Raw genomic sequence first — 24,293 nt, 5'->3', positions numbered from 1 at the left:
CTCAGAGCGAGATGAAGACGGCACCGTCTTCGATCTTGACGGGATAGGTCTTGAGATTGACGCAGACCGGCGCACCCTTGGCTTCGCCCGTCTTGTAGTTGAAGCGGCCATTATGCTTCGGACATTCGATGATTTCATCCATGACAAGCCCGTCGGCGAGATGGATATGTTCATGCGTGCAGAGCCCGTCGGTCGCGAAGAACTCATCGTCCGGGCTGCGGTAGACCGCGAAAGTGCGCCCGTCGTGATCGAAGCGGATGACATCCTCTTCGTCGATCTCGTCCTTGTCGCAGACCTGGATCCAATTTCCGCTCATCTTGTCCTCCCTCGATTGTCTTTATTGCGCGGCCGGGGCCAGCTCGTTGTGGAATTCCTCGCGATAGGGCCGTGCGGTGGCCGGCAGTTCGCGCTTCAGGAAATAATCCTCATTGCGCAGCTGGCGCAGGAAAGCCGGTATCATCTCGCGATAGCCGGACCAGATCGACGGGTTCGGCGCCGGCAGGTCGTGCTTGATCATCGCGTGCAGCCGGGGCAGCGCGTGATATGGCACCATCGGAAACATGTGATGTTCGACGTGGTAGTTCATGTTCCAGTAGATGAACCGGCTGATGGGGTTCATATAGACCGTGCGGCTGTTCAGCCGGTGATCGATGACGTTGTCGGCAAGGCCGCCATGCTGCAGCAGTCCGGTCAGCACATGGTGCCAGGCGCCGTAGAGGCGCGGCAGGCCGATCAGCATCAGCGGCAGGATCGAACCCATGACGATCGCGGCTGCGATCGTGGCCAGATAGATTGCCAACCAGATGCGGGCGATGCGGATCGCCTTCGGCTGCTCCATCTCCGGGATGAAAGTCTTTTCCGCCGCGCTGACGCCGCCGAAAGCATTGCGCAGCATGTCGACGACCGCATACCAGACGTCGAGGATGCCGAAGAAATTAAGCACCAGCCGCAACAGATCAGGCGGCCGCATCACGGCGATCTCGGGATCGCGGCCGACGATCACCGTATCGGTGTGGTGGCGCGCATGGCTCCAGCGCCAGGTCACCGGATTGCGCATGATCATGAAGCAGGCGATCTGGTAGACCACGTCATTCATCCAGCGAGTCTTGAAGGCGGTGCCATGGCCGCATTCGTGCCAACGACTGTCGGAGGCCGAGCCGTAGAGCACGCCATAGGCGAGGAAGAAGGGCAGCGCGATCAATGAGCCCCAGAAATAAATGCCGAGCCCGGCAAGGACCATCATGCTGCCGAGCCAGATGATCGTGTCACGGATCGCCGGCGCGTCGGAGCGCTGCATCAGCGCCTTCATCTCCTTGCGCGCAACGTCGGTGTGATACCATTCGGCGGCCGCCAGCCCCGTCTCGACGGCGGTGCGGCCGCTTTCGCCAAGAAGGTCGTAGTCACGTTTCTTCGTCTGGGTCACCATGATCCGCCTCCCGTTGCCCTTGACTGGGACAATAGGTTGACTTTGGAAAGCGCTCAATGCAGGCTTGATATAATCTATCAAAAGCCATCATGATTGGCTTGCATTCATGATCGAATCCATCAGGAACGCCAATGCGCCGCCCCACTATCTCCGATCTCGCCCGCGCCTCCGGCGTCAGCGTTGCCACCGTCGACCGCGTTCTCAACGCCCGCCACCGCGTGCGCGAGGAAACGGCGCGACGGGTCTATGATGCAGCACAGTCGATCGGCTATCACGCTGTCGGGCTGATCAAACAGCGCGTCTTCGAGGATCTGCCGCAATACAGGCTTGCCTTCCTGCTGCAGAAGCCGATGCAACCCTTCTATCAGAGCTTCGTGCGTGAGATCGAAACCGCAGCACGCGCGGTCACGAGCGCGCGCATCCAGACGCAGATCGACTTTCCCTCGGCCTCGACACCGGCAGCGATCGTCGAGAAGCTGAAGGCGCTCGGTGCCCGCAACCAGGCCGTTGCGCTCGTTGCCCCCGATTACCCTGCGGTCACGACCGCCATCGAAGAACTGAAGGACAAAGGGATACCGGTCTTCTCGCTGCTTTCCGATTTCGCCTCGGGCGTGCGCAATGCCTATGTCGGCGTCAACAACCGCAAGGTCGGGCGCACCGCCGCCTGGACGATCGCGCGCACCACACGCGGGCCTGGCAAGATCGCCTGTTTCGTCGGCAGCCACCGGTTCCACGGACATGAGCTGCGGGAAATCGGCTTCCGCTCCTATTTTCGCGAGAATGCGCCTGAGTTCGATGTCGTCGACACGCTGATCAATCTGGACACCCCCGAGATCACCCATGAGGCGACGTTGACGCTGCTGCAGAAGCATCCCGATCTCGTCGGCCTCTATGTCTGCGGCGGCGGCATGGAAGGGGCGATCTCGGCGTTCCGCGAAGAAGGCGTCGGCGGCAAAATCGTCCTGGTGGTCAACGAGCTGACGCCCGACAGCAAAGCAGGTCTTGCCGACGATATCGTCGCCATGGCGATCGGCACCCCCCTGCCCGCCCTCTGCAAGGAATTGATGATCCTGATGACGGGCGCCATCGAAAACGGCGAAACGGCTGTTCCCGGGCAGCTCTTCCTGCCTTTCGATATCCATATTTCGGAGAACATCTAAGCAATGATGGAATTCCATCATTCCGTTCGAAATTCTCTCAGCAATGAAAGCGGGCGCCGGCGATGACGGATGGATTGCGACGTGAATTCCGATAGAGATTCGCGGACCCATTCACGAGGACTGCTCCGCCCTGATGCGGAGATCAGGAGGAGATACCGATCATGACTTCGATCCGCTTTGCGCTCAACCATATGGCCGCACCGTCGCTTGCCATCGACGATTTTTTCGCGCTGGCCAGATCGCTCGGCATCGATGCCGTCGAGATCCGCAACGACCTTTCCGGCAATGCCATCCTTGACGGCACCAAACCCGAGGTGATCAGGCAAGCGGCCGCCCGCCATGGGGTGACGATCATCTCGATCAACGCCCTGCAGCGCTTCAATGAGTGGAACGCGACCCGGGCCGCCGAAGCGCAGGAACTGATCGATTATGCCGGTGCGTCCGGCGCCAAGGCGCTCGTCCTCGTTCCGAAGAACGACGGCACGGGCTGCGCCGATGGCGAACGGCAGGCCAATCTCCGCCAGTCTCTGGCCGCGCTGAAGCCGATGCTCGAGGAAGCCGGTATTCTCGGTCTCGTCGAGCCGCTCGGTTTCGAGATCTGCTCGCTGCGCTCGAAGACCGAGGCGGCCGACGCAATTAGCGAGCTCGGCGCGGAATCGACCTTCAGGCTCGTCCACGATACCTTCCACCATCATCTTGCTGGCGAAGCCCCGACCTTTCCGCAACTGACCGGCCTCGTGCACATTTCCGGCGTCAGCGATCCTTCCGTTTCCGTTGCCGATATGCGCGATTCCCATCGCGTGCTCGTGGACGGCGACGACCGGATCGATAATGCCAGGCAGATCAGGGCGCTGCTGCTGGAGGGTTATAAGGGTGCATTCTCCTTTGAACCCTTTGCAGCGGAAGTTCATGCAGTCAAGGACCCGGCCGGTGCGCTTAGTGCCAGCATGGATTACCTCAGCGCGCGGGTTTGAGACCTGAGCGAAACGTCGCCTGATGCCGCCATTGGTGTCGGTGCTGGGCGGGGGACGATTGTCACGATTGGCCGCGCTGGCGCGGCCAATCGCCTGAGGTTACTCCCTGCCTCTGAACCGGCGCTGATAGGCCGGATCATAGAGCGAGCTTTCGCGGAAATCTTCCACTGCCAACGAGGGGCCGACGAATATGATCGCTGTGCGTTCGATCGGTTCGGCCGCAACCTTTGCTTCGATATCGGCAAGCGTGCCGCGCAGAATGCGCTCGTCCGGCCAGGAGGCCTTGACGACGATGGCGACCGGGCAGTCGTCGCCGTAAAGCGGTGTCAACTCTTCGACCACTTGCTTCAGCGCGTGGATTGCCAGATGGATCGCCAGCGTGGCGCCCGTCGCGCCGAACTTCGCCAGGGTCTCGTCGTTCGGCATCGGTGACGCGCGGCCGGATACGCGGGTGAGCACCAGGCTTTGGGCTACGGCCGGGATCGTCAGCTCTCGGCCGAGCGCCGAGGCCGCAGCGGCAAAGGCTGGAACACCAGGCGTCATCGTATAGTCTATGCCATGCTTTTGAAGCCGGCGCACCTGCTCGGCGACCGCACTCCAGACCGAGAGATCGCCGGAATGCAGCCGGGCGACATCCTGGCCGGCGGCCGCGGCGCGAAGATATTCCGCCTCGATTTCGTCGAGCGACATCGACGCCGTATCGACGATACGCGCACCCGGCGGACAATATTGCAGCAGTTCGGGCGAGACGATCGAGCCGGCATAAAGGCAGATAGGGCATTGGGTGATCAGATCGCGGCCACGCACCGTGATCAGATCCGCAGCACCTGGCCCCGCGCCGATGAAATGCACCGTCATCTCGTCATCCTTTCGTCCAGCGCCACTGCGTTACCGGCATTGCCGGGCGCCAGCCGGTCATGCCGCCGACGGGTTGGGCGCGCGATATTTCGATCCGCGTGAGAAGGCCGCCGCGTTTGCCATGTTCGGCGAGCAGCACCGCTTCCATTTCCAGCGTCACGGCATTGGAGACGAGCCGCCCTCCCCGCTTCAGCGCGGCAATCGCAGCATCGATAACACCAGGCTCGCTACCGCCGCCGCCGAGGAAGATCACATCCGGCGCCGAGAGGCCATTCAGCGCATCGGGCGCCATACCTTCAATGACGGCGAGATGCGGCACGCCGAAGGCGGACGCGTTGCGGGCGATACGTGCGGCCCGTTCCGGCGACTGTTCGACGGCGATTGCCTTCAGGCTGGGATCGACCAGCATCCATTCGATGCCGATCGAGCCCGAGCCCGCGCCGATATCCCAGAGCAGTTCGTCGTGACGCGGCGCGAGCGCCGAAAGCGTCATCGCCCGGATTTCGCGTTTGGTGATCTGTCCGTCGTGCTCGAACAGCTCGTCTTCGAGCCCCGCGGCAAAAGGCAGGATGCGAGCCCCCTCCCCTGCCGCGATATCGAGTGCGCAGACGTTCAGCGGATCGATGTCCAGCAGGTTGAAATCCGTCGCGGGGGCACTTCTCTGCCGTTCCCGAACGCCGCCAAGCGCCTCAAGCACGGTAAGCCTTGACTGACCGAATCCGCCAGCAGTCAGCAGGGCAGCCAGATCGCCGGGCCCCTTCTCGTCCGAGGTCAGCGCGATGATGCGCCGTCCGGCGTGCAGATGCGGCCGGATCAGATCGATCGGCCGTCCATGCAGCGAAATCGTCGCGACGTCCTGCAGCGGCCAGCCAAGGCGGGAGGCGGCAAGGCTGAAGGCCGAGGGTGCGGGGATGGTGCGCATCTCGTCCGCCGCCACGTAGCGGGAGAGCGTTGCGCCGACGCCATAGAGGAAGGGATCGCCAGAGGCAAGCACGACAACAGGCGTGCCGCGCCTTTCGAGGATAGCCTCGACCGAGCGCTCGAACGGGCTCTGCCAGGAAAACCTTTCGCCTGTGATCAGCGACGCGGCAAGCGCGTGGTGCCGCGCGCCGCCGAAGACGGCGGGTGCGGTCGCAATCAGCCTCTTTGCCTCCTCGCCCAGCCCTTCTGGACCATCTTCGCCGATGCCGATAATAGTCAGCCAGCGCTGGCCGGAAGCAGGAGAGACATCAGACATGGTAAGACCCCGCATCTTGATCCTCGGCGGCACCAGCGAGGCGCGGCTGCTGGCCGAGGCGCTGGCGGCGCGGGATGAATGCGATGTTCTGCTGTCGCTTGCCGGCCGCACCGAAAAACCGGCCACGCAGCCTGTTCCGGTTCGCATCGGCGGTTTCGGCGGTGCTGCCGCACTTGCCGATTTCCTGAAGGCCGGCGGATATGACCTGTTGATCGACGCCACGCATCCCTTCGCCGAGCGCATTTCGGCCAATGCCCCTTTCGCGGCCGAGACCGCCGGCATTGCCACGATCGCTTTGCGCCGTCCCGAATGGCAACGACTTCCGGGCGATCGCTGGCGGGAGGTGCAGAGTATTGCGGAGGCCATCGAAGCGCTCGGCCCCTCCCCCCGCCATGTCTTTCTGGCGACGGGCCGGCAAGGTGCGCATCATGCGGAAGCTGCGCCGCAACATCACTACCTCGTTCGCAGCGTCGATCCCGTCGAACCACCGCTTGTGCTTGATAATGTCGACTATGTCCTCGATCGGGGTCCGTTCACGCTGGACGGTGAATGCGATCTGCTGAGGCAGCACGACATCGACGCCATCGTCGCCAAGAACAGTGGCGGTGCCGCCACCTATGCAAAGATCGAGGCAGCCCGCCTGCTCGGTATCGAGGTGATGATGGTAACGCGCGCGCCGGCCTCCACGGTCAAGGCTGTCGACACTGTCGAGGCGGCGCTGGCGGCGATCGATCACCTGTTTCCCCCCGCCATGAAGCGCGGCGTATAGACGAGGTCCAATCTGCCCGGCCGCGTGACGATGCGTGTCTCGGCCGAGCCGATGATGATGCAGGTCGCCATATCGGCAATCGACGCATCTGCCTGCGCCAGCTGCTGGACGGCGATGCGTTCGTCCGGCCGCCCGGCCGCCCGCCCGAAAATAACCGGTGTTGCTGCAGGCAGATGGTCGCGCAACAGCTTAAAGGCTTCGCCGAGCTGCCAGGGCCGCGCCCGGCTGATCGGATTATAAAGCGCGATGACAAAACCTGCCTTTGCCGCCAATGCAAGACGGTTTTCTATTATATTCCAAGGCTTTAGATTGTCAGACAGCGATATGGCGCAGAAATCATGGCCAAGTGGAGCGCCTGCTCTTGCCGCCACTGCCAGCATCGCCGTGATGCCGGGCAGGATGATGAGATCGACCGCGCGCCAGGCGGCCGGCCCGTTCTCGATTGCTTCGCAGACCGCGGCCGCCATGGCGAAGACGCCGGGGTCGCCGCCGGAGACGACGCAGACCTTGGCGCCATCCGCCGCCATGGCGAGCGCTGCCCCTGCCCTGTCGAGCTCCTCGCGATTGTCCGAGGCATGCCGCAGTTGATCGTGGCGGAGCTCCAGCCTGTCGAGATATGGTCCGTAGCCGAAGAAATCCGTCGCCGCATCGACGGCGGCCAGCGCCTCCGGCGTCATCTGCTCGGGGTTGCCGGGACCGGTGCCGATCACGTAAAGCCTGCCGCTCATCGGCTGCCCTCCCAGCCCGGCACCAGCACGAGCGAAAAATACGGCGCATCGCCGTCGGTCCTGTCGGCAAGCATTTCCATCGCCGCATTCGCCATGGTGCCGCGTTCGACATAGACGGCTTCCGCAAGCCGGCCGGCGGCCGCCAGCGCCCGGCGGATCTTCGGCAGATTACGGCCCACCTTCATGATGACGGCGGCTTGTGTATCGGCAAGTCGCCGCGTCAGCTCGGTCTCGACCATCGTACCGGGCAGTACGGTAAGCACGTCGTCGCCCTGGACGATCGGCATGCCCGCCAGCGACCAGCAGCCCGACATGGCGCTGATGCCCGGGATCACTTCCGTCGGGTAGCGTTGGGAAAGCCTGACATGCAGGTGCATATAGGAGCCGTAGAAGAGCGGATCACCTTCGCTGAGAACGGCGACGCTCAGCCCGGCATCGAGATGCCCGGCAACAGCTTTGGCAGACAGATCGTAGAATTGGGTGATGAGCCTCTGATAGCGTTCGTCGTTCTTGTCGATTTCGGTCGTCACGGGATAATAGAGCGGCAGCAGCGTCACTCCGGTTTTCAGCAGCGGCTCGACGATCGCCTTGCCGTTGCCGCCCCTGCCCTGCTTGGCGAAATAGGCGATCACATCAGCGCCTTCGATGGCGCGCACGGCTTTGAGGGTAAGGAGCTCCGGATCGCCCGGACCCGTGCCGACGCCGATGAGACGGCCGCTTGTCGTCATAGGCCCGGCCTCGCCAATGCATTGATGGCGGCTGCCGTCATGGCGCTGCCGCCGAGCCGGCCGCGGACGATGGCAAATGGTACGCCGTAGGAATTTCCCGCCAATGCATCCTTCGATTCCGCCGCGCCGACGAAGCCCACGGGCATGCCGAGGATCGCCGCGGGTTTCGGGGCGCCGTCGCGCAGTAGTTCGAGCAGATGGAAGAGCGCTGTCGGTGCATTGCCGATCGCGACAACGCTTCCACCGAGCCGATCGAGCCAGAGATGCATGGCGGCGGCCGAGCGCGTATTGCCGGTCTCGCGCGCAAGCTCCGGTGTCGCGGGATCGCGCAGCGTGCAGATCACCTCATTCTGCGTCGGTAGCCGCGCCCGGGTCACGCCCTGGGATACCATCTCCGCATCGCAGAAGATCGGTGCGCCACCCTTCAGCGCGCCGCGCGCTGCGCTGACGAAATCGGCGGAAAAGACAAAATGCTCCGCCGCCTCGACCAGCCCGCAGGCGTGGATCATGCGCACGGCGATTTCGGCTTGATCGTCGGTGAAGCGCGAAAGATCGGCCTCGGCACGGATAATCGCAAAGGAACGCTCGTAGATCGCATCGCCGCTGCGGATATAATCGTAGTCTGGCATTCCTATTCCTGTCGCAGCGCCTTCGAAACGCCGGTTGCGCCAAGCCGTGTAAGGCAGGCGGCGGTCGATTCGCCAGCGTCTTTGTTGTCTTCGATGGTCCGGGCGAGCCTCTCTATAGCGAAATCGATCCGACCGCCAGAGATCCGTTCATCCGGCAGATCCGCGGCAAGCCCATTGAGGATGAGGCCATAACCCTCCGCCGAGCCCGTCAGGGTCAGCGCCGGCCGCGCATGAGCGCAGCCCTTAGGACAGCCGGACAGATGCAGTGTCAGCGAACCGTCGAAAAGGGCAGGTGCTACGGCAATGAGGCGCCGCGCCAGAGTTCGGGTCTCGTAGAAAGCGGAGCCGCAGGCGCCGGCGCCGGCACAGGCGGCAATATGCTCGGTATTCTCGCCGGGCTGGGTGCTGAAGCCAAGTCCGGCGGCGGCCACCTGCATAGCCGGCACTGTATCGGCGGAGAGCCCGATGACGAAAAAACCGCGACCGGGCGCAAGCCGGATGGCTGTAGCGCCACGGGCCTTTGCGAGATCGAGCAAAGCGACCAGATCGGACGATCTCATCTGCCCGAATTCCGGCCTGACGCCGAGTATGGTTTTGCCGTCCTCAAGCCTGTGCGAGCCGGCAAGCGGCATCCCTCCCCCGCGTGAAGCAATGGATCGAACGTCATCCATCGCGGGAAAACGCGCCCGCAGAAGCGCCGGATCGATATCCCTTGCCCGTCTGCCCTGCCCGAGGGTCACCAACAAGCTCAGGATTTCGCCGACGGCCGACATCGCCGTCTCCGCGGGACCGATCGCGACCGGCGTTGCGGTTTCACCGTCGCCATTGGTCGCGACAAGCCAATCTTCGGGGGATTGCGCGACGATACGGATATCGGCCGACAGTGCCGACAAGCCGAATGATCCGCCACCGTCGACGACGAGCGAGAGTTTTGGCGCGAGCCGCGGCGACGCAAGCTGATCGTGGAGCATGCTGCGCAAGGCCATTTCCATCGCGGCCGGATCGCTTATCTCTTCCGGGTCGATGCCGTACAGCGGCGATGTCTCGATCACCGGCCCGTCCGGCACGGTGATTCCGGCGACATCGATATCGGCAGCGAGCTGTCCGACGGTCTCGGCCCGAAGGCCTCGGATCTGCAGACTGCCGCGGGCGGTGATTTCGAGAATGCCGTTTCCATGGGCCGCGGCGGAGCGGGCGAGGCTTGCGAACTGCGACGGCGTCAACGCGCCGCCGGCAGGCCGCAGCCGTACCAGCAAACCGTCGCCGGTCGGCATGGGTGCGGCAAGGGCGGGGCAGGCGCCGCGCCTACGCATCTCCGCCGCCGGGCGATCGTGCAGATCCGCCTCCCCTGTCCTGTCGCTCGCCTTTGCGGCCTTAATGCTCATTCTCGATCCTCTGGCCACTTCTTACATGATCGCAGCCGGGCCGGCAAAGCATGCTGGAAAGGCTTCGGACTGGCTATTCGTCGAAATCCCGTCCCTTGCGCAGGAGATAGATGTCCATGATCCAGCCATGCCGCTGCCTGGCCTCGGCCCTGAGTCTCAGAATGTCGGTGGCGATGTCGCCAAGTCGTCCTGATTTGACGATCTCGTCCTTGGTGCCGAGATAGGCGCCCCAGAAGATCTCGGCGTCGGGATCGTCGATCTTGGCAAAAGCCTGTTCGCCGTCAAGCATGACGACGGTGCTGTCGGTCAAAAGCCCGTCCTGCGCCAGCCTGCGCCCTGTGGTGATTTCGATCGGTTTGCCGACGAGGTTGACCGGGATTCTGTGGCTGGCCGCCAGCGCCTGGATGCTGGTGATGCCGGGAATGACGCTGTAGTCGAAATCCACGCTGCTTTCCCGGCGCACGCGTTCGATGATGCGGATCGTGCTGTCGTAGAGACTGGGATCTCCCCAGACGAGAAAGGCGCCGCTGCCATCATGCGGGAGACCGGAGATCAGTTCTCCATAGATGCGGGCGATCTCACCGTGCCAGGCGTCGACGCTCTGCACATAGGTCTTGTCTGCCGTCTGCCTTTGCGGCACCGCGAATTCTGAAATCCTGCCGGCCGGCCGTGTGATATAGCGTTGGCAGATATCCCGCCGGATTTCGGCGAGTTCTTCCTTTCCGGCGATCTTGACCGGCAGGAAGACCACGTCGACCGCGTTCATTGCGTTGATCGCCTGTATGGTCAGGTGCTCCGGGTTGCCCGTGCCGATGCCGATGATATGGATATGCTTCAAGCGGATACTCCCCGTTGAGTCCTGGCGGTCTTGCCGAAAAAGCCCGCTCGTCGCAAGGGCCGAATAGGGAGTTGGCCGCGGCCAACCGGGCCTGTGGGTGGCATCTAAGCCCTGTTGTTGCTGCAAATCCCGAATCGTGTCACTTTCGATACGCTTTTTGACGCTAAGTTGACAGAAAAGCGCATCGAAAAGGATTGGGTGTTTTGGACAACATTAGCGTATCGACGACAGATGTACGGATCGAGCGGCATGCGAACCAGCTTTCGCGGCAACTGAAGCTCCTCCGCGACAAGCTGTTTCCGCCGCTCTCGCAAAAGACGCTACGAACATTCTCCTCCGGGGAGGCGGCCCAGATGATCGGCGTCTCGGACGGCTATCTTCGCCAGCTTTCGCTGGATGGCAAGGGACCGCAGCCGGATCTTGCCCAGAATGGCCGGCGTTCCTACACGCTCGGCCAGATCAACGAATTGCGCCAATATTTGGCCAAGCTCAAGCCGAAGGACGCGCTTTCCTATCAGCCGTGGCGTCGCCCTGGCGAGAAGCTGCAGACGGTTGCCGTCACCAATTTCAAGGGCGGTTCGGCCAAGACCACGACAACGCTCTATCTGGCGCAGTATCTGGCACTGGCGGGTTACCGAGTGCTTGCCATCGATCTCGATCCGCAGGCTTCGCTCTCCTCCATGCTCGGCGTTCAGCCCGAATTCGATCTTTCCGAGGGCGATACGCTCTACGGCGCAATTCGCTATGATGAGGGCCGCAAGCCGCTGAAGGAGATCGTCCGCAAGACCTATTTCGACGGGCTGGATCTGGTGCCGGGCAATCTCGAACTGATGGAGTTCGAGCATGAGACGCCACGGGCACTGAACGACCGGCAGCGACCCGGCGAGCTGTTCTTCCGTCGCGTTGGCATCGCCATTGCCGAGGTCGAGGCCGATTATGACATCGTGGTGATCGACTGCCCGCCGCAGCTCGGTTACCTGACGCTTGGCGCTGTCTGCGCAGCAACATCGCTGCTCATCACCATTCATCCGCAGATGGTCGACGTCGCGTCCATGTCGCAGTTCCTGCTGATGACGTCGGATCTGCTTTCCGTCGTACGCAAGGCCGGCGGCGACCTGCAGCATGATTTCATCAAATATGTCGTCACGCGTCACGAACCCTTCGATGCGCCGCAGTCGCAGATCGTCGCGCTGTTGCGCGGCCTCTTCAGTGACGACGTATTGACGGCGACCATTCTCAAATCGACGGCGATTGCCGATGTCGGCCTGACCAAGCAGACGCTCTACGAGATCGAGAAGGGGCAGGTGCGCCGCTCGACCTATGACCGGGCGCTGGAATCGGTCAATGCCGCCAACGGGGAGGTTCTCGCCGGTATTCACAAAGCCTGGGGTCGAGCATGAGCAGACGCGATCGCCTGAAAGGTCTTTTCGACGATACGGCGCAGGAGTTGGCCGCGGCCAACTACGAAGAACCATCCTCGCGCGGATCCGCCGGGCCGGTTCGCACGATGGCGCTGACCCTTGGCCGCATGGAGGAAGAGAGCAGGGCGATGCAGGAGGCCTTGCTCTCCGGTGAACGCATCGTCGAGCTTGATCCCGATCTGATTGATTCCTCCTTCGTCCGTGACCGCCTTGTCGACCAGCCCCTCGATATCGAAGACGAGCTGGTGCAGTCGATTGCCGAGAACGGCCAGGAAGTGCCGATCCTCGTTCGCCGCCATCCGAATGATGCTGACCGCTACCAGATCGCATACGGGCATCGCCGCCTGCAGGCGGTCAAGCTGCTCGGCCTCAAGGTGCAGGCGATCGTCCGTAAGCTCGACGATACCGATGTCGTCATCGCGCAGGGCATCGAGAATTCGGCGCGTCGCAACCTTTCCTATATCGAACGCGCGGTTTTTGCCCTCAATCTCGAGCTCAAGGGCTTTGAGCGCCCGGTCATCATGAAGGCGCTGTCAACCGACAAGACCGAGCTCTCGAAGCTGATATCCGTCGCAAAAGCCATTCCCGCCGAGATGGTCAGGGCGGTTGGAGCCGCACCCGGCATCGGGCGACGGCGGTGGATGGCGCTTGCCCAGGACTGGAATGGGATGACGGCCGCCCGGCTCGCGAAGCTCATTGCCTCGGGAAGTTTCATGGCGGAAGAGAGCGACCGCCGATTTGAGCTTTTGGTCGCCGAGCTCGCCAAGAAAGAGGCAAAGCCGGAAACCACGGAATTTGACTGGAAGCCGAAGAGCGGCGGCAAGATTGCCGGTCGAATCAAGAGCGCCGGCAATTCCTTCACGATCGCGTTGAAGACCGGCGACGCGCCGGATTTCGGCGCTTACATTTCACGCCGTCTCGATGAGCTTTACGAAGCCTATCGGGCCGGCAAGTTGCAAGCAGGAGAGTAGGCCGCAAAAGAAAAAAGCCTCCGAACGTTGCCGTCGCGGAAGCCTTTCTCATATCTGGACAATCTGAGAATCGCACTTCCTCGAATCACTGTCAAGCGTCTTCGGCATCCTTTTGGGTGGTAGCTTTCTTTTGCCTTGAGAAAAGGTGAGGGACATGGAGCCTCAATATGTATCGACGCCCTTTGGGCGGCGATCGATGACGCTTGGCATGCTGGCACGCCAGGAAAGCGCCAGCAAGGTCGATCCGGACGCATCGGTCGACAAGTGGAAGATATTTCGCGCGCTCTGCGAAGCAAAGGACGTGGTCGGCGTATCCGACCGTGCCCTGGCTGTTCTCAACGCGCTGTTGACCTTCTATCCGAAGAACGAGATTGCCGAGGCCAACGGTTTCGTCGTCTTTCCCTCGAATGAGCAGCTATCGTTGCGCACGCATGGCATGGCCGGCACGACGTTGCGGCGGAACCTGGCGATGCTGGTGGAAGCCGGCCTGATCATCCGCCGGGATAGCCCGAACGGGAAACGTTTTGCCCGCCGCAACGGCGAGGGCGGACTTGGAGAGGCCTTTGGCTTCAGTCTGGCGCCGCTCCTAGTGCGCGCTCGCGAGATCGAGGCGCAGGCGGCTCAAGTGATGGCCGCCAAGCTCGAATGGAAGCGCCTGAGGGAGCGCCTGACACTTTGCCGGCGTGATATCACCAAGCTCATCGAGATCGCGCTGGAAGAGGAAGTTGCCGGCGAATGGATCGAGATGCAGAAGCATTTCAATCTGCTTTCCGCAAGCCTGCCGCGCCGCCCGTCGGCCGCCGAGATGGAAAGCTTGCTGGCGGATCTCGAAGCCTTCCGGGAATTGCTCGTCAAGACGCTGGAATCGAAGTCGAAAACAGAAAAAACAGACGCCAATGATAACCAAAACGGTCGGCACATACAGAGTTCAAACCCACACCCTATATCTGAACTTGAACCAGGCTTCGAATCGAAGCAGGGCGCAAAGCCGGAGGAAGAACCGCGGCATTGGCGGGAGCCGCCGAAATCCTTCCCCCTTGCCATGGTGCTGCAGGCCTGCCCCGAGATCATCGCTTACGGACCGGGCGGCGGCATTGGCAGCTGGCGCGATCTGATGGCCGCGGCCGTCATCGTCCGTTCCACTCTTGGCGTCAGCCCCAGCGCCTATCAGCTAGCCTGCGATGTCATGGGGCCGGAAAAAGCCGCCACGGTAATCGCCTGCATCCTGGAAAGGGGCGGACATATCAACTCGGCCGGCGGCTACCTGCGTGACCTGACGCGGCGGGCGGAGCGCGGCGAATTCTCGCTCGGACCGATGCTGATGGCGCTGATGCGGGCAAATGGTCCGACGGCGAGGAAAACCGGATGAATGGCTATGAAAAAGCTTCGCGCCAGCTGCGACGGCTAGAAGCATATGCGGCCGGTCGATTAGACAGGTTATCGGCTTCCATTTCCCCAGTTTTGTTGAAATACGCTGTTAACCATGTCATACATGGCGGAAGGAAACACGCGTTTTGCTTCCATTTGTGAAAAACCGTAAAGCTTAACAATGCGCTACGATATCGAAGGCACGATGCTTCAAACCCTGCTTCCAGCCCTTGCCGCGGCGGAGGATGCGGTGGCGCGGCTGGACGAGCGGGTGTTGCGATCGCCGGTCGGCGAGGGATTTGCCGAGCGCAGCCATTTCTTCGATGCCGCCGGCGCGCTCTGGGTGGCCGGCGAACTCGTGCATGTCGAGGATCTCGTTTTGCATGATGCGCATATGGATAGCCGCGCTCCCACCCACGAACTGACGATCGCCCATTCCGTGCTCCGGGCACGTCGGCGTATCTGGACCGGCGAACCTTCCTGGGCACTCGGCGTCTCGGGCCTTGCGACGCTGACTGCGACGGGCGGGGAAGGGGAGGGGAAGGCGCAGGAAGCAAAGAGCCCCGCAGTTCCGGCCGAGACCGACGAAGAGGGCGAGGATGAGGCCGGGCCGCTCGCTGCGGAAATGGCGGAGATCGATGCGCTTCTTGCCCGCTCGCAGAAGCTGCTCGATATCCATACCGGGAAAACGCCGGCAAGCGAGGCGGCGGCCGTTACTCCGGCAAGACGCAACGAAGACCCTCTCGGTTTACTCGGTGACGAAGAGTGGGACGAGGAACAGCGGCTTGCGGAGTGGCGAAGCGTCCAGCCATTGGCCGACACCTTGCCGCCGGTTCTCGGCGCCATCATCCTCTTCGAAGCCTGGGAAAGGATCGAGCCGTTGCGGCGTCAGCACTGGCTCGGCGGTCTTCTGGTCGCAAGCCATCTGCGCGCCCGCGGCAAGGTCGCCTCGCATCTCTTTTCTTTTTACGGCGGGCTGAAGCTGGTGCGCCATGAGCGTCGTCGGGCACGCGATCGCGTCACGCGGCTGCAAGCCTTTCTAGAGGCGATGCATCTGGGTGCTGTGGCCGGCCTCAAGGAAATCGACCGTTTGACCTTGGCGCGCACGCAGATGGAGCTGCGCTTTCGCGGCCGCCGTTCGAACAGCAGTCTGCCGGAACTTGCCGATTTCATCCTGTCGCGGCCGATGGTCTCGGCGGCGATGATTGCCCGTCATCTGCGCATCACGCCGCGCGGTGCGCTAAACCTCGTCAACGACATCGGCATTCGTGAAATCACCGGCCGCGGCCGCTATCGCGCCTGGGGCATCATCTAATCCATGTCGCCAAAAAGTGGGCAGCGGTTTTTGGAAGCGCGTCGCATGATTCCGATTTGACACGAGGGGCTTTGAAAACGAAAACGGCCGGGCGTTGGCCCGGCCGTTTCCTTTGGGTGAGCACCCAGTCCGCCATCCTGTCACAGACTGCAGACCAGGCGCTCTTGCGCTTCCTTTGCCCCCAGAAGCGCAGTCCCTATTCCCGCTCGCCCGTGAAGTTGAGCAGAAGCTGGAAGATGTTGACGAAGTTCAGGTAGAGCGAGAGCGCACCGAAGACGGCGAGCTTCTGGTTCGATTCCTGATCGTAGTTTTCCGAATACTGTTCCTTGATGTTCTGCGTGTCATAGGCGGTGAGGCCGACGAAGACGACAATGCCGATCACCGAGATCGCAAATTGCAGGGCGCTCGAACCCAGGAAGATGTTGACGACAGCGGCGATGATGACGCCGAAGAGGCCCATCATCAGGAACGAGCCCATGCGCGAGAGGTCACGCTTCGTCGCATAGCCGTAGAGGCTGGTGGCGCCGAACATCGTCGCGGTGATGAAGAAGGTCCGCGCGATGCTCGCCCCGGTGAAGACCAGGAAGACGGAAGCGAGCGACAGGCCCATCACGGCGCAGAAGGCCCAGAAGGTGATCTGGGCGGTGCCGGCCGACATCGTCTGGATCTTGAACGAGAAGAAGAAGACGAAAGCGAGCGGGGCAAGCATCACCACCCACTTCAGCGGCGAGCCGAAGATCGGGACGTAAAGTGCCGGCGTCGAGCCGACGACAAAGGCCACCAGGCCCGTGATGACGAGGCCGAGAGCCATATAGTTGTAGACGCGCAGCATGTGCTGGCGCAGGCCCTCGTCGAAGAGGGCTTGGGAGCCGGCGACGGCGCCGTAGCGGGAATTGATCGGGTTCATGCTGATCTCCTCGGTTTGAATTAATAGAGCGAGCGGGCGAGCCGTTCGGCCGCCTGGTCGAGATTGAGACCGCTATCGTCGGCGATCAGCGCATAAGCGACCTCGCCGATCTGCCAATAGGCGGCTTCTGCTTTTTCCAGCGTGAGATGACTGACCGGCTTGACCTCGAAGGCGCCCGGACGGACGGCGAAAAGCGACAGTTGCTTTCCATCCGGTTGTTCGATCGCCATCTCGACGCTGGGGCCGAATTCGGACGGGAAGATCTGCACGTCGGCGACCTTCCAATCCCTGGGCAGTTCGGGCATCACGATCGCCGTGGCGGCGCGAATATCGTCGGGGCTATAGGTGGCCGGCGTCTGCGGAGGCATCGATTGGCGCAGCGCCGCGGTCTGGTAGGCGCGGACGGCATCCTCGACATAGGCGGGTGCCGGAACCGATGCCACCACCTCGGTCGCCGAGAAGGCGCCGAAGGAATTGTGCGCCACCCAGCCGGCGGCGATCAGAATGCCGACGGCGGCGACGCGCTGCAAGGAATGGAAGATGCGGCCATAGGAAAGGCCACGTTCCAGCCGGCGGGCGGCATCGCGAGTCTCGGGCCGGCCGAAGGCACTTTCGCCGGCAAGCGCCAGACGCAGTTCGCCCTTCATGCTGAGGTCGGCCATGACCTTGGCGGCAATCGCCGGATTCTCGGAAAGATAGGATTCCACCTGGATGCGACGGGCGACATCGAGCTCGCCATCCACATAGGCGTCGAGATCGGCATCGATGATCGGATCAACTGCCTTCATTGCCGTTCCCTCCGATTATTCGCAGATGTGAAACCCGCGGCGTCTTCTCCTCGAATTCGCGCAGTTGAGCGCGGGCGCGAGAGATGCGCGACATCAGCGTACCCACGGGAATGCCAAGCGCCTCGGCGGCCTCCTGGTAGGAAAGGTCTTCGATCGCGACGAGCTGCAGCGCCTCGCGCTGTTCCTCCGGCAGATCGAAGAAGGCGTCGCGCACCTGCTGAAGGCGCACGGTATGCTCCTGGCCGGCCGGCAGCGACTGCTCGGCTTCGACAGCCGCCTCGTCGTGGCGGCGCGTCAACGACCGGTTCTGACGAAGACGATCGATATGGGCATTGTGCAGGATGGAGAGCAGCCAGGTGCGCAGGTTGCCGCCGCTGCGGAAGCTTTTCCGCTTCTCGAAGGCGCGCACCAGCGCGTCATGCACCAGGTCCTCCGCCTCGTCCGAATTGCGCACCAGCGAGCGGGCGTAGCGCCGCAGCGCTGCAAGCTGTCCGATGACATCAAAGGGGCGATCTTTGCGTTCCATGATTGAGTATACGAAAATCCGGCGGATATTATTCCCAGCGGGCGTAAAAAAATCATGCCGGGCCCAAACCGTCGCCGGATCATCTCAAATATCCCCTCTCCAGCGGACGGGCGCCTTAATCCGCGATTGTTTATGACAATTACATGACAGATCATGGCGCCGCTGATTTGGAGGGGAACTGAAAGAATGAAGGAAAAGAAGCGGGTCTACGAAGCTCTCGTGGACGGCGCCATGGAAGGGCTGACCGATCAGGCGCTCTACGATTTCGTCAAGGCGCGTTGTCCGAAGGCCACCAGCAGGAAGATCGTTCGGGCCTCGCTTCTCGCCCTGACCGATTCTCACCTGAAGGACCGCAATATTCTCGACGTGATCTACGCGCTCGCGATCAAGCATCGGCTGGATGACGGCGTACTGGACGACGGCGAAGGCGAGGGACCTGACGAGCAGCCTCAATCCTCGCAGGCGGCAAACCAGAACATTCCCCAGCTTTCCTGATGCAGATCATCTGAAACGCGACGCCTGCTCTGCCGGAATTTCAGCTGCCGTCCGAAAGCTCTTCGAGGATCGGACAGTCCGGCCGGTCGTTGCCGTGGCAGGCATGCACGAGATGCTCGAGCGTGCGGCGCAGTTCCGTCAGTTCGCGGATCTTGCGGTCGATCTCGGCGAGTTTGGTCTCGGCGATATCCTTGACGTCGGCGCTCGCCCGGTCCTTGTCCTCGTAGAGCGCCAGCAACTGACGGCATTCCTCGACGGAAAAGCCGAGGCCGCGCGAGCGCTGCAGGAATCGCAGCTTGTGGATGTCGGTCGCGGCATAGTCGCGATAGCCGTTTCCGCCCCTTTCGGGGCGGATGAGGCCGATATCCTCGTAGTAGCGGATGGTCTTGGAAGGCAGGCCGGATCGTTCCGATGCTTCGCCGATATTCATCGTCATCTCCTATAGTTTTGCAAAGCGCAGTCTCAGCGCATTGGCAATGACCGAAACAGACGACAGGCTCATCGCCGCGGCGGCGATCATCGGCGAAAGCAGCAGCCCGAAGATCGGATAGAGCATGCCGGCCGCGACCGGTACGCCGAGCGCGTTGTAGCCGAAGGCGAAGCCGAGGTTCTGGCGGATGTTTCGCATCGTCGCCTCCGCCAGCCGCCGCGCCCTGACGATGCCGTTCAGATCGCCCTTTACCAATGTGATGCCGGCGCTTTCCATCGCGACGTCGGCGCCGGTACCCATGGCGATGCCGACATCGGCGGCGGCAAGCGCCGGCGCGTCGTTGACGCCGTCACCGGCCATGGCGATGATGGCGCCCTTGGTACGCAACTCGTCGATCAGCGCCTTCTTGCCTTCTGGAAGCACGTCGGCGCGCACCTCGTCGATGCCGAGGCTTTTTGCCACCGCACGCGCCGTCCGCTCGTTGTCGCCTGTCGCCATGATGATCTTCAACCCGCTGTCGTGCAGCGCCTTGATGGCGGCTGCTGTCGTCGGCTTGATTCGGTCGGCGACGGCGACAAGACCGGCAAGCGCACCGTCGAACACCACGAACATCACCGTCTTGCCGTCACCTCGCAGGGCTTCGGTCTTCTCGGCGAGTACCGCCGGATCAATGCCGAGATCGGTAAGCATCGCCGCATTGCCAAGCGCCACCGACGTGCCGTCGGCAAGGCCCTGAACGCCCTTGCCGGTCTTTGCCTCGAAGCCGCTGACCTCGACGAAGGTGACGCCACGCTCCTCGGCACCGGAAACGATCGCTTCGGCCAGCGGATGTTCGGAGCCGCGCTCCAGGCTTGCCGCCAGCGACAGCAGCCTGTTTTCGCTAACCCCGCCGAAGGCGACGATATCGGTAAGCTTCGGCTTGCCTTCAGTCAGCGTGCCGGTCTTGTCGACGATCAGCGTGTCGACCTTGGAAAAACGCTCCAGCGCTTCGGCGTCCTTGATCAGCACGCCTTCCTGCGCGCCGCGCCCGGTCGCGATCATGATCGACATCGGCGTTGCAAGGCCAAGTGCACAGGGGCAGGCGATGATGAGAACGGCAACGGCGGCAAGCAGCCCATTGGCCATGCTCGGCTCCGGGCCGATCGCGGCCCAGACAATGAAGGCAAGGATGGCGGCGGCAACCACCGCCGGCACGAAGACGGCCGAGACCCGGTCGACCGCACCCTGGATCGGAGCCCGCGAGCGTTGCGCCTTGGCGACCATGTCGACGATACGCGACAGCACCGTGTCTGCGCCGACCTTCTCGGCGGCCATGACGAGGCTGCCGTTCTTGTTGATCGTGCCGCCGGTCAGGCTATCGCCCTTTGATTTCTCTACGGGCAGCGGTTCGCCCGACATCATCGATTCATCGACGGTGGACAGGCCTTCGAGGACGGAGCCATCCACCGGCACCCGCTCGCCGGGGCGCACGCGGAGGCGATCACCAGGCTGGATATCGTCCACCGGCACGTCGTTTTCGCTGCCCTCGGCATCGATGCGCCGTGCCGTCTTCGGCGCAAGATCGAGCAAAGCGCGGATTGCCGAGCCGGTGCGTTCACGCGCTTTCAATTCCAGCACCTGACCGACAAAGACCAGCGCGACGATAACGGCTGCCGCCTCGAAATAGACCGGTACGGCATCGCCATGGCCTCGGAAGCTCATCGGGAAGATGCCGGGCGCGAGCGTGGCGACGACGCTGTAGACATAGGCGGTGCCGACGCCGAGCCCGATCAGTGTCCACATATTCGGGCTGCGGTTGACGAGGGACGCCTTTGCGCGGCGGAAGAAGGGCAGGGCCGCCCAGAGCACCACCGGCGTTGCCAGTAAGAGTTCGATGATGGTCGCCTGCGGCTCGCCGATCGTTTCCCGGAGCGGCAGGCCGAGCATCGGCCCCATGCCGAGCGCCAACAAAGGTATGGCAAGAATGGCGCTCACCCAAAGCCGCCTGATGAAATCGACGAGTTCCGGGTTCGGGCCTTCGTCCTCAGGCGGAATGCCCATCGGCTCCAGCGCCATGCCGCATTTCGGGCAATCGCCCGGCCGATCGCTGACGACTTCAGGATGCATCGGGCAGGTATAAAGCGTACCCTTGGGCCCCGGCTGTGCCGCTGGGCGGTTGCCGTTGCGATAGGCTTCTGGGTTGGCTTCGAACTTCGCATGGCAGGCGGCCGAGCAGAAATAGAACTTCTCGCCGTCGGCTTTAAGATAGTGTTTCGCCGTCGAGCGATCGACGGTCATGCCGCAGACGGGGTCCTTCGCGCTCAGGTAATCCTGCGGCGCAGCCGCAAACTTCGTCCGGCAGCCTTCGGAGCAGAAATGATAGGTGCCGCCGTCATAATCGAGCGAGGGCTTGTCGACCCGGGGGTCGACCGTCATACCGCAGACAGGATCGCGGATCACCGTCTCGGCATGCTTCTCCTGATCATGACCGGAGCAGCAATGATTATCCCCATTGGCGTGGCCGTGATGGTGGTCGTGTTTAGTATCCATGACTATCTCCTATGCCCCGGAGGGCCGTTGGATAGGCTTATCCACCTTCCAGTGACTGGAAGGTCAAGCGCTATTTTCATGGATTTGATTTTTGCGACGGCTGATCGTCAGATCGGCGTGATCAGCCCGACCGGCTGGCTCCCGAGCAGGGGGGCGATTGAAATGCTGCCCCCGGGTTCGATTGTCTTTCCGGTCACCAGATCGGCCTTCGGACCGTGAAGCGGGGAGGGGATGGCAACCGCCGTATCCTCCCAGAATTCCGGGCCGGCAAAAAGCACGCCCGGATCGAGCCAGCCGAACATCAGCCGCGGCGCGGCGATGATCGCGAAATCACTCTGATGCACCCGGGCAAAAGCAAGCACATGGTCGCGCCGGTTGCCCGTCACCTTCAGCGGCAGATAGTCGCCTCCAGCAAAGAGGTCTGCGTGCCGCTGGCGCAACTGCAGGCCGATCCCGACAAGGCGCTGCTTTAACGCCGCCGCCTGCAGCTTGGCTATCGGCCCGGCTTCATCAAGCCAGGCCGTCAGCCGCTGATGATCGACCGGCCGGCGGTTGTCGGGATCGACGAGGCTGAAATCGAAGCCCTCCGCACCCTGGTAGATATCGGGAATGCCGGGAGCCGTCAGCTTGAGCAGGGTCTGCGACAGACTGTTGAGGTAACCCGCCGCGATGAAGGGCTGCAGCACCCTTTCGAAATCCTCGAGGAAGACGTCATTGTCAGGCGAGACCAGTGCCGCGGCATAGGTGGCGACCGCTTCCTCGTAGGCGGCATCCTGTTCCGTCCAGCCGCTGCGCAGTTTCGCCTCGCGCACCGACTTGACCGCGTAATCGGTGAAGCGTTCGCGGAGTTCTTCTGTCTGTCCCCGGTCGAAATCCTCCGGCCAGATGCCGGCCAGAGCCTGATAGAGCATCCATTCGACATTCGGCTCCGGCGCTGCGCCATCCGGCAGATCCTTCAACCACGGCCGGTTCATGTCGCGCCACCGCTCGACCGCCTGGGCAAAAACATCGGCGCCTTCGCTCAGGGCATAAAGCCTTGCGCGCGCATCCTCGCCGCGTTTGGTGTCGTGGGTGGCGCTTGCCGAAAGCCCATGCGGCTGCAGCCGCGCCCGCTCGGCCATGCGGCGGTGGAATTCTTCCGGGCCGCCTGGCGCCTTGCCCGGTTCGCCGCCGACTTCGTTTGCGGCAAGCAGCCTGTTATAGCGGTAAAACAACGTATCTTCCGTCGCCTTCGCCATCACCGGCCCGCTCAATTGCTGGAAGCGGATACGGAAGTCATGGGCCGCGTCACCTTCGACCTTGCCTTCGAGAAGCTTCAGCACATGGTCGCATGCACGCCGATCGTCGAGCTGCGCCATGGCTTGCGAGGCGGTCGCCGCAAGCACCGCTGAATCCTGCCACGAAAGCGGTCCGCCGTCGCCATAGGTGCGGTAGACGGGAAAGGCGATCAGCAGTTCGCTGAGCGCGGTGGCGATCTCGCCTCTCTTCACCTCGGGAAAGATGCCTGCTGCGATCGACACCAGCCTGTCGGTCTCGCCGGCGAAATTGCGTTCGACCATCAGTCGCTTGGCAATTCGCCGACCCTCCTCGAGATTGGCCGTCTCACCGGCGACGCCGCGGTAGGCATCGTCCAATATGCGCAGTCCGGCGCCATCGATGAACAACTCGCTCAGCGCGGCGATGAATTCATAGCCCGTGGTGCCGGCGACCGGCCAGCTCTCCGGCAGGACCTCGCCGGTTCCCAGGATCTTTTCCACGACAATATAGGTGTCCGGTCCGGCAGCCTCCCGCAGCCTGTCGAGATAGGCAGTGGGTTCGGCGAGCCCGTCGACATGATCGATGCGCAGGCCCTGCACCTTGCCATGGCGCACCAGCTCGATCATCAGCCGGTGCATGTCCTCGAACACGGGGGGATCTTCGACGCGGATGCCGACCAGTCCGGTCACCTCGAAAAAGCGGCGATAGCTCAGATGTCGTGCCGCCTCCTTCCAGTGGGTCAGCCGCCAATGCTGTGCCTCATGCAGGCTTCTCACGAAATCGCGATCGGAGGAGACCTCTTCGAGTTTTTGCCGGAGCACGGCCCGATCGCCGCCTTCGAAGAGAATGTCACGCATCGCGCGGTTGAAGTCCTCGCCGGAGGTGGCTGCCGCAGCTTCCGCCATTCTGGTGGCAACCGGATCGTCGAGCTGGCTCGCAATAATTCCGTAACTCCCGGGGTGCAGCGGCAATAGGGTCTCGAAGTAACCGAACGCAAAGTTACCGTGCATTTCGTCGATCGTGATGCGCAGTTCGCCGTCAGCCAGTGCTCCCTCGAAATCCCGACCGAGCTGCGGCAGGGTCAGCGGCTCGCTCCAGTCGATGTCGAAGTGGTTGAAATAGGCGCTTTGCCGTCCGAATGTCAGCACGTCGCGCCACCAGCCGTTTTCCGGCGAGGCTGCCATGTGGTTCGGGACGATGTCGAGTATCAGTCCCATGCCTGCGGAGGCGAGGGTTTCCGTCAGCCGGTCGAATCCTGCCCGGCCGCCGAGCGCTGGGTCGATATCGTTGGCATTTGTCACGTCATAGCCGTGAGTCGAACCGCTGACGGCGGTGAAGATCGGCGAAGCGTAGAGGTGGCTGATGCCCAGTGTCTTGAGGTAGGGGATGAGGTCGCAGACGCGATCGAAGGTCATGCCGTTGCGGAATTGTATCCGGTAGGTCGCGGTCGGAAGTGTCATGAGGCCGTCTGACGTTGGAGGGAGATTGTCCCCAACGGTTGCAGCGCTGCTTTTGTTCCCTTATCGGACCCCCGTCTTTTGGACGCGCAAAGGA

23 protein-coding genes are annotated in these 24,293 nt (G+C 62.5%); 8 read left to right on the top strand and 15 right to left on the bottom strand.

The window, feature by feature from the left end; translation table 11 throughout:
* Nucleotide 1: 1 nt before the first annotated feature.
* Together BS630_RS28015 and BS630_RS28010 are read right to left on the bottom strand one after the other, a co-directional pair.
* Nucleotides 2-316, bottom strand: coding sequence for a MocE family 2Fe-2S type ferredoxin (locus tag BS630_RS28015; protein WP_003548266.1), 315 nt, complete (start codon nucleotides 314-316; stop codon nucleotides 2-4).
* Between the two features lie 21 nt (nucleotides 317-337).
* Nucleotides 338-1,426 carry a fatty acid desaturase family protein gene (locus BS630_RS28010; protein ID WP_077979992.1) on the bottom strand — a complete coding sequence of 363 codons (1,089 nt, stop codon included), beginning with the start codon at nucleotides 1,424-1,426 and terminating at the stop codon, nucleotides 338-340.
* A 131-nt stretch (nucleotides 1,427-1,557) separates the two neighbouring features.
* Between BS630_RS28010 and BS630_RS28005 the strand changes: the two genes are divergently transcribed.
* Together BS630_RS28005 and BS630_RS28000 are read left to right on the top strand one after the other, a co-directional pair.
* Nucleotides 1,558-2,586 (top strand): LacI family DNA-binding transcriptional regulator, encoded by a 1,029-nt coding sequence (locus tag BS630_RS28005; RefSeq protein ID WP_077979991.1) that lies wholly within the window; start codon nucleotides 1,558-1,560, stop codon nucleotides 2,584-2,586.
* Nucleotides 2,587-2,747: 161 nt separating this feature from the next.
* Entirely contained in the window at nucleotides 2,748-3,560 is an 813-nt protein-coding gene (locus tag BS630_RS28000; RefSeq protein WP_077979990.1) for a TIM barrel protein, read from the top strand.
* A 99-nt stretch (nucleotides 3,561-3,659) separates the two neighbouring features.
* Here the strand turns inward: BS630_RS28000 and cobM are convergent, their stop codons facing one another.
* On the bottom strand, nucleotides 3,660-4,418 hold the full coding sequence (gene cobM, locus BS630_RS27995) for a precorrin-4 C(11)-methyltransferase (RefSeq protein ID WP_077979989.1): 759 nt from the start codon (nucleotides 4,416-4,418) through the stop codon (nucleotides 3,660-3,662).
* Between the two features lie 4 nt (nucleotides 4,419-4,422).
* Complete coding sequence (cbiE, locus tag BS630_RS27990; protein WP_077979988.1) at nucleotides 4,423-5,655, bottom strand: precorrin-6y C5,15-methyltransferase (decarboxylating) subunit CbiE; 1,233 nt, start codon at nucleotides 5,653-5,655, stop codon at nucleotides 4,423-4,425.
* Between cbiE and BS630_RS27985 the strand changes: the two genes are divergently transcribed.
* The gene (locus tag BS630_RS27985) at nucleotides 5,654-6,424 is read left to right on the top strand and encodes a cobalt-precorrin-6A reductase (RefSeq protein ID WP_077979987.1); all 771 of its coding nucleotides are present in this window, start codon (nucleotides 5,654-5,656) and stop codon (nucleotides 6,422-6,424) included. The two genes, cbiE and BS630_RS27985, sit on opposite strands and share 2 nt — an antisense overlap.
* On the opposite strand, the gene BS630_RS27980 is transcribed toward BS630_RS27985, so the two are convergent.
* The 5 genes from BS630_RS27980 to cobF form a co-directional block, all read right to left on the bottom strand.
* Nucleotides 6,388-7,152 carry a precorrin-3B C(17)-methyltransferase gene (locus BS630_RS27980; protein ID WP_077979986.1) on the bottom strand — a complete coding sequence of 255 codons (765 nt, stop codon included), beginning with the start codon at nucleotides 7,150-7,152 and terminating at the stop codon, nucleotides 6,388-6,390. The two genes, BS630_RS27985 and BS630_RS27980, sit on opposite strands and share 37 nt — an antisense overlap.
* The gene (locus BS630_RS27975; protein WP_077979985.1) at nucleotides 7,149-7,880 is read right to left on the bottom strand and encodes a precorrin-2 C(20)-methyltransferase; all 732 of its coding nucleotides are present in this window, start codon (nucleotides 7,878-7,880) and stop codon (nucleotides 7,149-7,151) included. The genes BS630_RS27980 and BS630_RS27975 overlap by 4 nt, the downstream gene beginning before the upstream one ends.
* Entirely contained in the window at nucleotides 7,877-8,509 is a 633-nt protein-coding gene (locus BS630_RS27970; RefSeq protein WP_077979984.1) for a precorrin-8X methylmutase, read from the bottom strand. The genes BS630_RS27975 and BS630_RS27970 overlap by 4 nt, the downstream gene beginning before the upstream one ends.
* Nucleotides 8,510-8,511: 2 nt before the next feature.
* A complete protein-coding gene (cobG, locus tag BS630_RS27965) occupies nucleotides 8,512-9,894 on the bottom strand; it encodes a precorrin-3B synthase (protein WP_077979983.1) in 1,383 nt (460 codons plus the stop codon).
* A 73-nt stretch (nucleotides 9,895-9,967) separates the two neighbouring features.
* The gene (cobF, locus tag BS630_RS27960) at nucleotides 9,968-10,732 is read right to left on the bottom strand and encodes a precorrin-6A synthase (deacetylating) (protein ID WP_077979982.1); all 765 of its coding nucleotides are present in this window, start codon (nucleotides 10,730-10,732) and stop codon (nucleotides 9,968-9,970) included.
* A 203-nt stretch (nucleotides 10,733-10,935) separates the two neighbouring features.
* Here cobF and repA point away from each other — a divergent pair, with 203 nt between their 5' ends.
* From repA to BS630_RS27940, 4 genes are all read left to right on the top strand, one after another.
* A complete protein-coding gene (repA, locus tag BS630_RS27955) occupies nucleotides 10,936-12,132 on the top strand; it encodes a plasmid partitioning protein RepA (protein WP_077979981.1) in 1,197 nt (398 codons plus the stop codon).
* Nucleotides 12,129-13,124, top strand: coding sequence for a plasmid partitioning protein RepB (gene repB, locus BS630_RS27950; protein ID WP_077979980.1), 996 nt, complete (start codon nucleotides 12,129-12,131; stop codon nucleotides 13,122-13,124). The genes repA and repB overlap by 4 nt, the downstream gene beginning before the upstream one ends.
* A gap of 154 nt (nucleotides 13,125-13,278) precedes the next feature.
* Nucleotides 13,279-14,493 carry a plasmid replication protein RepC gene (repC, locus tag BS630_RS27945; protein WP_077979979.1) on the top strand — a complete coding sequence of 405 codons (1,215 nt, stop codon included), beginning with the start codon at nucleotides 13,279-13,281 and terminating at the stop codon, nucleotides 14,491-14,493.
* A 180-nt stretch (nucleotides 14,494-14,673) separates the two neighbouring features.
* Nucleotides 14,674-15,807, top strand: a complete 1,134-nt coding sequence (locus BS630_RS27940; protein ID WP_077979978.1) for an RHE_PE00001 family protein — start codon at nucleotides 14,674-14,676, stop codon at nucleotides 15,805-15,807.
* Nucleotides 15,808-16,003: 196 nt separating this feature from the next.
* Here BS630_RS27940 and BS630_RS27935 read toward each other — a convergent pair whose 3' ends face one another.
* The 3 genes from BS630_RS27935 to BS630_RS27925 are packed head-to-tail and all read right to left on the bottom strand — an operon-like array spanning nucleotide 16,004 to nucleotide 18,028.
* Nucleotides 16,004-16,714 carry a Bax inhibitor-1/YccA family protein gene (locus BS630_RS27935; RefSeq protein WP_065283950.1) on the bottom strand — a complete coding sequence of 237 codons (711 nt, stop codon included), beginning with the start codon at nucleotides 16,712-16,714 and terminating at the stop codon, nucleotides 16,004-16,006.
* 20 nt (nucleotides 16,715-16,734) lie between these two features.
* On the bottom strand, nucleotides 16,735-17,502 hold the full coding sequence (locus BS630_RS27930) for an anti-sigma factor family protein (RefSeq protein WP_027665798.1): 768 nt from the start codon (nucleotides 17,500-17,502) through the stop codon (nucleotides 16,735-16,737).
* Nucleotides 17,489-18,028: a sigma-70 family RNA polymerase sigma factor gene (locus BS630_RS27925; RefSeq protein ID WP_077979977.1), complete on the bottom strand. Its 540-nt coding sequence runs from the start codon at nucleotides 18,026-18,028 to the stop codon at nucleotides 17,489-17,491. The genes BS630_RS27930 and BS630_RS27925 overlap by 14 nt, the downstream gene beginning before the upstream one ends.
* A 186-nt stretch (nucleotides 18,029-18,214) precedes the next feature.
* On the opposite strand from BS630_RS27925, the gene BS630_RS27920 reads away from it, so the two are divergent.
* Nucleotides 18,215-18,523: a hypothetical protein gene (locus BS630_RS27920; RefSeq protein WP_077979976.1), complete on the top strand. Its 309-nt coding sequence runs from the start codon at nucleotides 18,215-18,217 to the stop codon at nucleotides 18,521-18,523.
* Between the two features lie 40 nt (nucleotides 18,524-18,563).
* Here the strand turns inward: BS630_RS27920 and cueR are convergent, their stop codons facing one another.
* The 3 genes from cueR to treY all read right to left on the bottom strand — a co-directional run bounded on the left by cueR (nucleotide 18,564) and on the right by treY (nucleotide 24,199).
* A complete protein-coding gene (cueR, locus tag BS630_RS27915; RefSeq protein WP_026158357.1) occupies nucleotides 18,564-18,953 on the bottom strand; it encodes a Cu(I)-responsive transcriptional regulator in 390 nt (129 codons plus the stop codon).
* A 9-nt stretch (nucleotides 18,954-18,962) separates the two neighbouring features.
* Nucleotides 18,963-21,482 carry a heavy metal translocating P-type ATPase gene (locus BS630_RS27910; protein ID WP_077979975.1) on the bottom strand — a complete coding sequence of 840 codons (2,520 nt, stop codon included), beginning with the start codon at nucleotides 21,480-21,482 and terminating at the stop codon, nucleotides 18,963-18,965.
* A gap of 107 nt (nucleotides 21,483-21,589) precedes the next feature.
* The gene (gene treY, locus BS630_RS27905; protein WP_077979974.1) at nucleotides 21,590-24,199 is read right to left on the bottom strand and encodes a malto-oligosyltrehalose synthase; all 2,610 of its coding nucleotides are present in this window, start codon (nucleotides 24,197-24,199) and stop codon (nucleotides 21,590-21,592) included.
* Nucleotides 24,200-24,293: the final 94 nt, after the last annotated feature.

The organism is Rhizobium laguerreae, from assembly GCF_002008165.1.
Lineage (GTDB): Bacteria > Pseudomonadota > Alphaproteobacteria > Rhizobiales > Rhizobiaceae > Rhizobium > Rhizobium laguerreae.
Note: the sequence above shows the minus strand (reverse complement) of the source record. Positions and strands in the feature narration are given on the sequence as shown.

Bases quoted from the DNA above. Each gene is read 5' to 3' on its own strand.
- BS630_RS28015 (WP_003548266.1), bottom strand. From the start codon at position 316: ATGAGCGGAAATTGGATCCAGGTCTGCGACAAGGACGAGATCGACGAA.
- BS630_RS28010 (WP_077979992.1), bottom strand. From the start codon at position 1,426: ATGGTGACCCAGACGAAGAAACGTGACTACGACCTTCTTGGCGAAAGC.
- BS630_RS28005 (WP_077979991.1), top strand. From the start codon at position 1,558: ATGCGCCGCCCCACTATCTCCGATCTCGCCCGCGCCTCCGGCGTCAGC.
- BS630_RS28000 (WP_077979990.1), top strand. From the start codon at position 2,748: ATGACTTCGATCCGCTTTGCGCTCAACCATATGGCCGCACCGTCGCTT.
- cobM (WP_077979989.1), bottom strand. From the start codon at position 4,418: ATGACGGTGCATTTCATCGGCGCGGGGCCAGGTGCTGCGGATCTGATC.
- BS630_RS27985 (WP_077979987.1), top strand. From the start codon at position 5,654: ATGGTAAGACCCCGCATCTTGATCCTCGGCGGCACCAGCGAGGCGCGG.
- cbiE (WP_077979988.1), bottom strand. From the start codon at position 5,655: ATGTCTGATGTCTCTCCTGCTTCCGGCCAGCGCTGGCTGACTATTATC.
- BS630_RS27980 (WP_077979986.1), bottom strand. From the start codon at position 7,152: ATGAGCGGCAGGCTTTACGTGATCGGCACCGGTCCCGGCAACCCCGAG.
- BS630_RS27975 (WP_077979985.1), bottom strand. From the start codon at position 7,880: ATGACGACAAGCGGCCGTCTCATCGGCGTCGGCACGGGTCCGGGCGAT.
- BS630_RS27970 (WP_077979984.1), bottom strand. From the start codon at position 8,509: ATGCCAGACTACGATTATATCCGCAGCGGCGATGCGATCTACGAGCGT.
- cobG (WP_077979983.1), bottom strand. From the start codon at position 9,894: ATGAGCATTAAGGCCGCAAAGGCGAGCGACAGGACAGGGGAGGCGGAT.
- repB (WP_077979980.1), top strand. From the start codon at position 12,129: ATGAGCAGACGCGATCGCCTGAAAGGTCTTTTCGACGATACGGCGCAG.
- repC (WP_077979979.1), top strand. From the start codon at position 13,279: ATGGAGCCTCAATATGTATCGACGCCCTTTGGGCGGCGATCGATGACG.
- BS630_RS27940 (WP_077979978.1), top strand. From the start codon at position 14,674: ATGCGCTACGATATCGAAGGCACGATGCTTCAAACCCTGCTTCCAGCC.
- BS630_RS27935 (WP_065283950.1), bottom strand. From the start codon at position 16,714: ATGAACCCGATCAATTCCCGCTACGGCGCCGTCGCCGGCTCCCAAGCC.
- BS630_RS27930 (WP_027665798.1), bottom strand. From the start codon at position 17,502: ATGAAGGCAGTTGATCCGATCATCGATGCCGATCTCGACGCCTATGTG.
- BS630_RS27925 (WP_077979977.1), bottom strand. From the start codon at position 18,028: ATGGAACGCAAAGATCGCCCCTTTGATGTCATCGGACAGCTTGCAGCG.
- BS630_RS27920 (WP_077979976.1), top strand. From the start codon at position 18,215: ATGAAGGAAAAGAAGCGGGTCTACGAAGCTCTCGTGGACGGCGCCATG.
- cueR (WP_026158357.1), bottom strand. From the start codon at position 18,953: ATGAATATCGGCGAAGCATCGGAACGATCCGGCCTGCCTTCCAAGACC.
- BS630_RS27910 (WP_077979975.1), bottom strand. From the start codon at position 21,482: ATGGATACTAAACACGACCACCATCACGGCCACGCCAATGGGGATAAT.
- treY (WP_077979974.1), bottom strand. From the start codon at position 24,199: ATGACACTTCCGACCGCGACCTACCGGATACAATTCCGCAACGGCATG.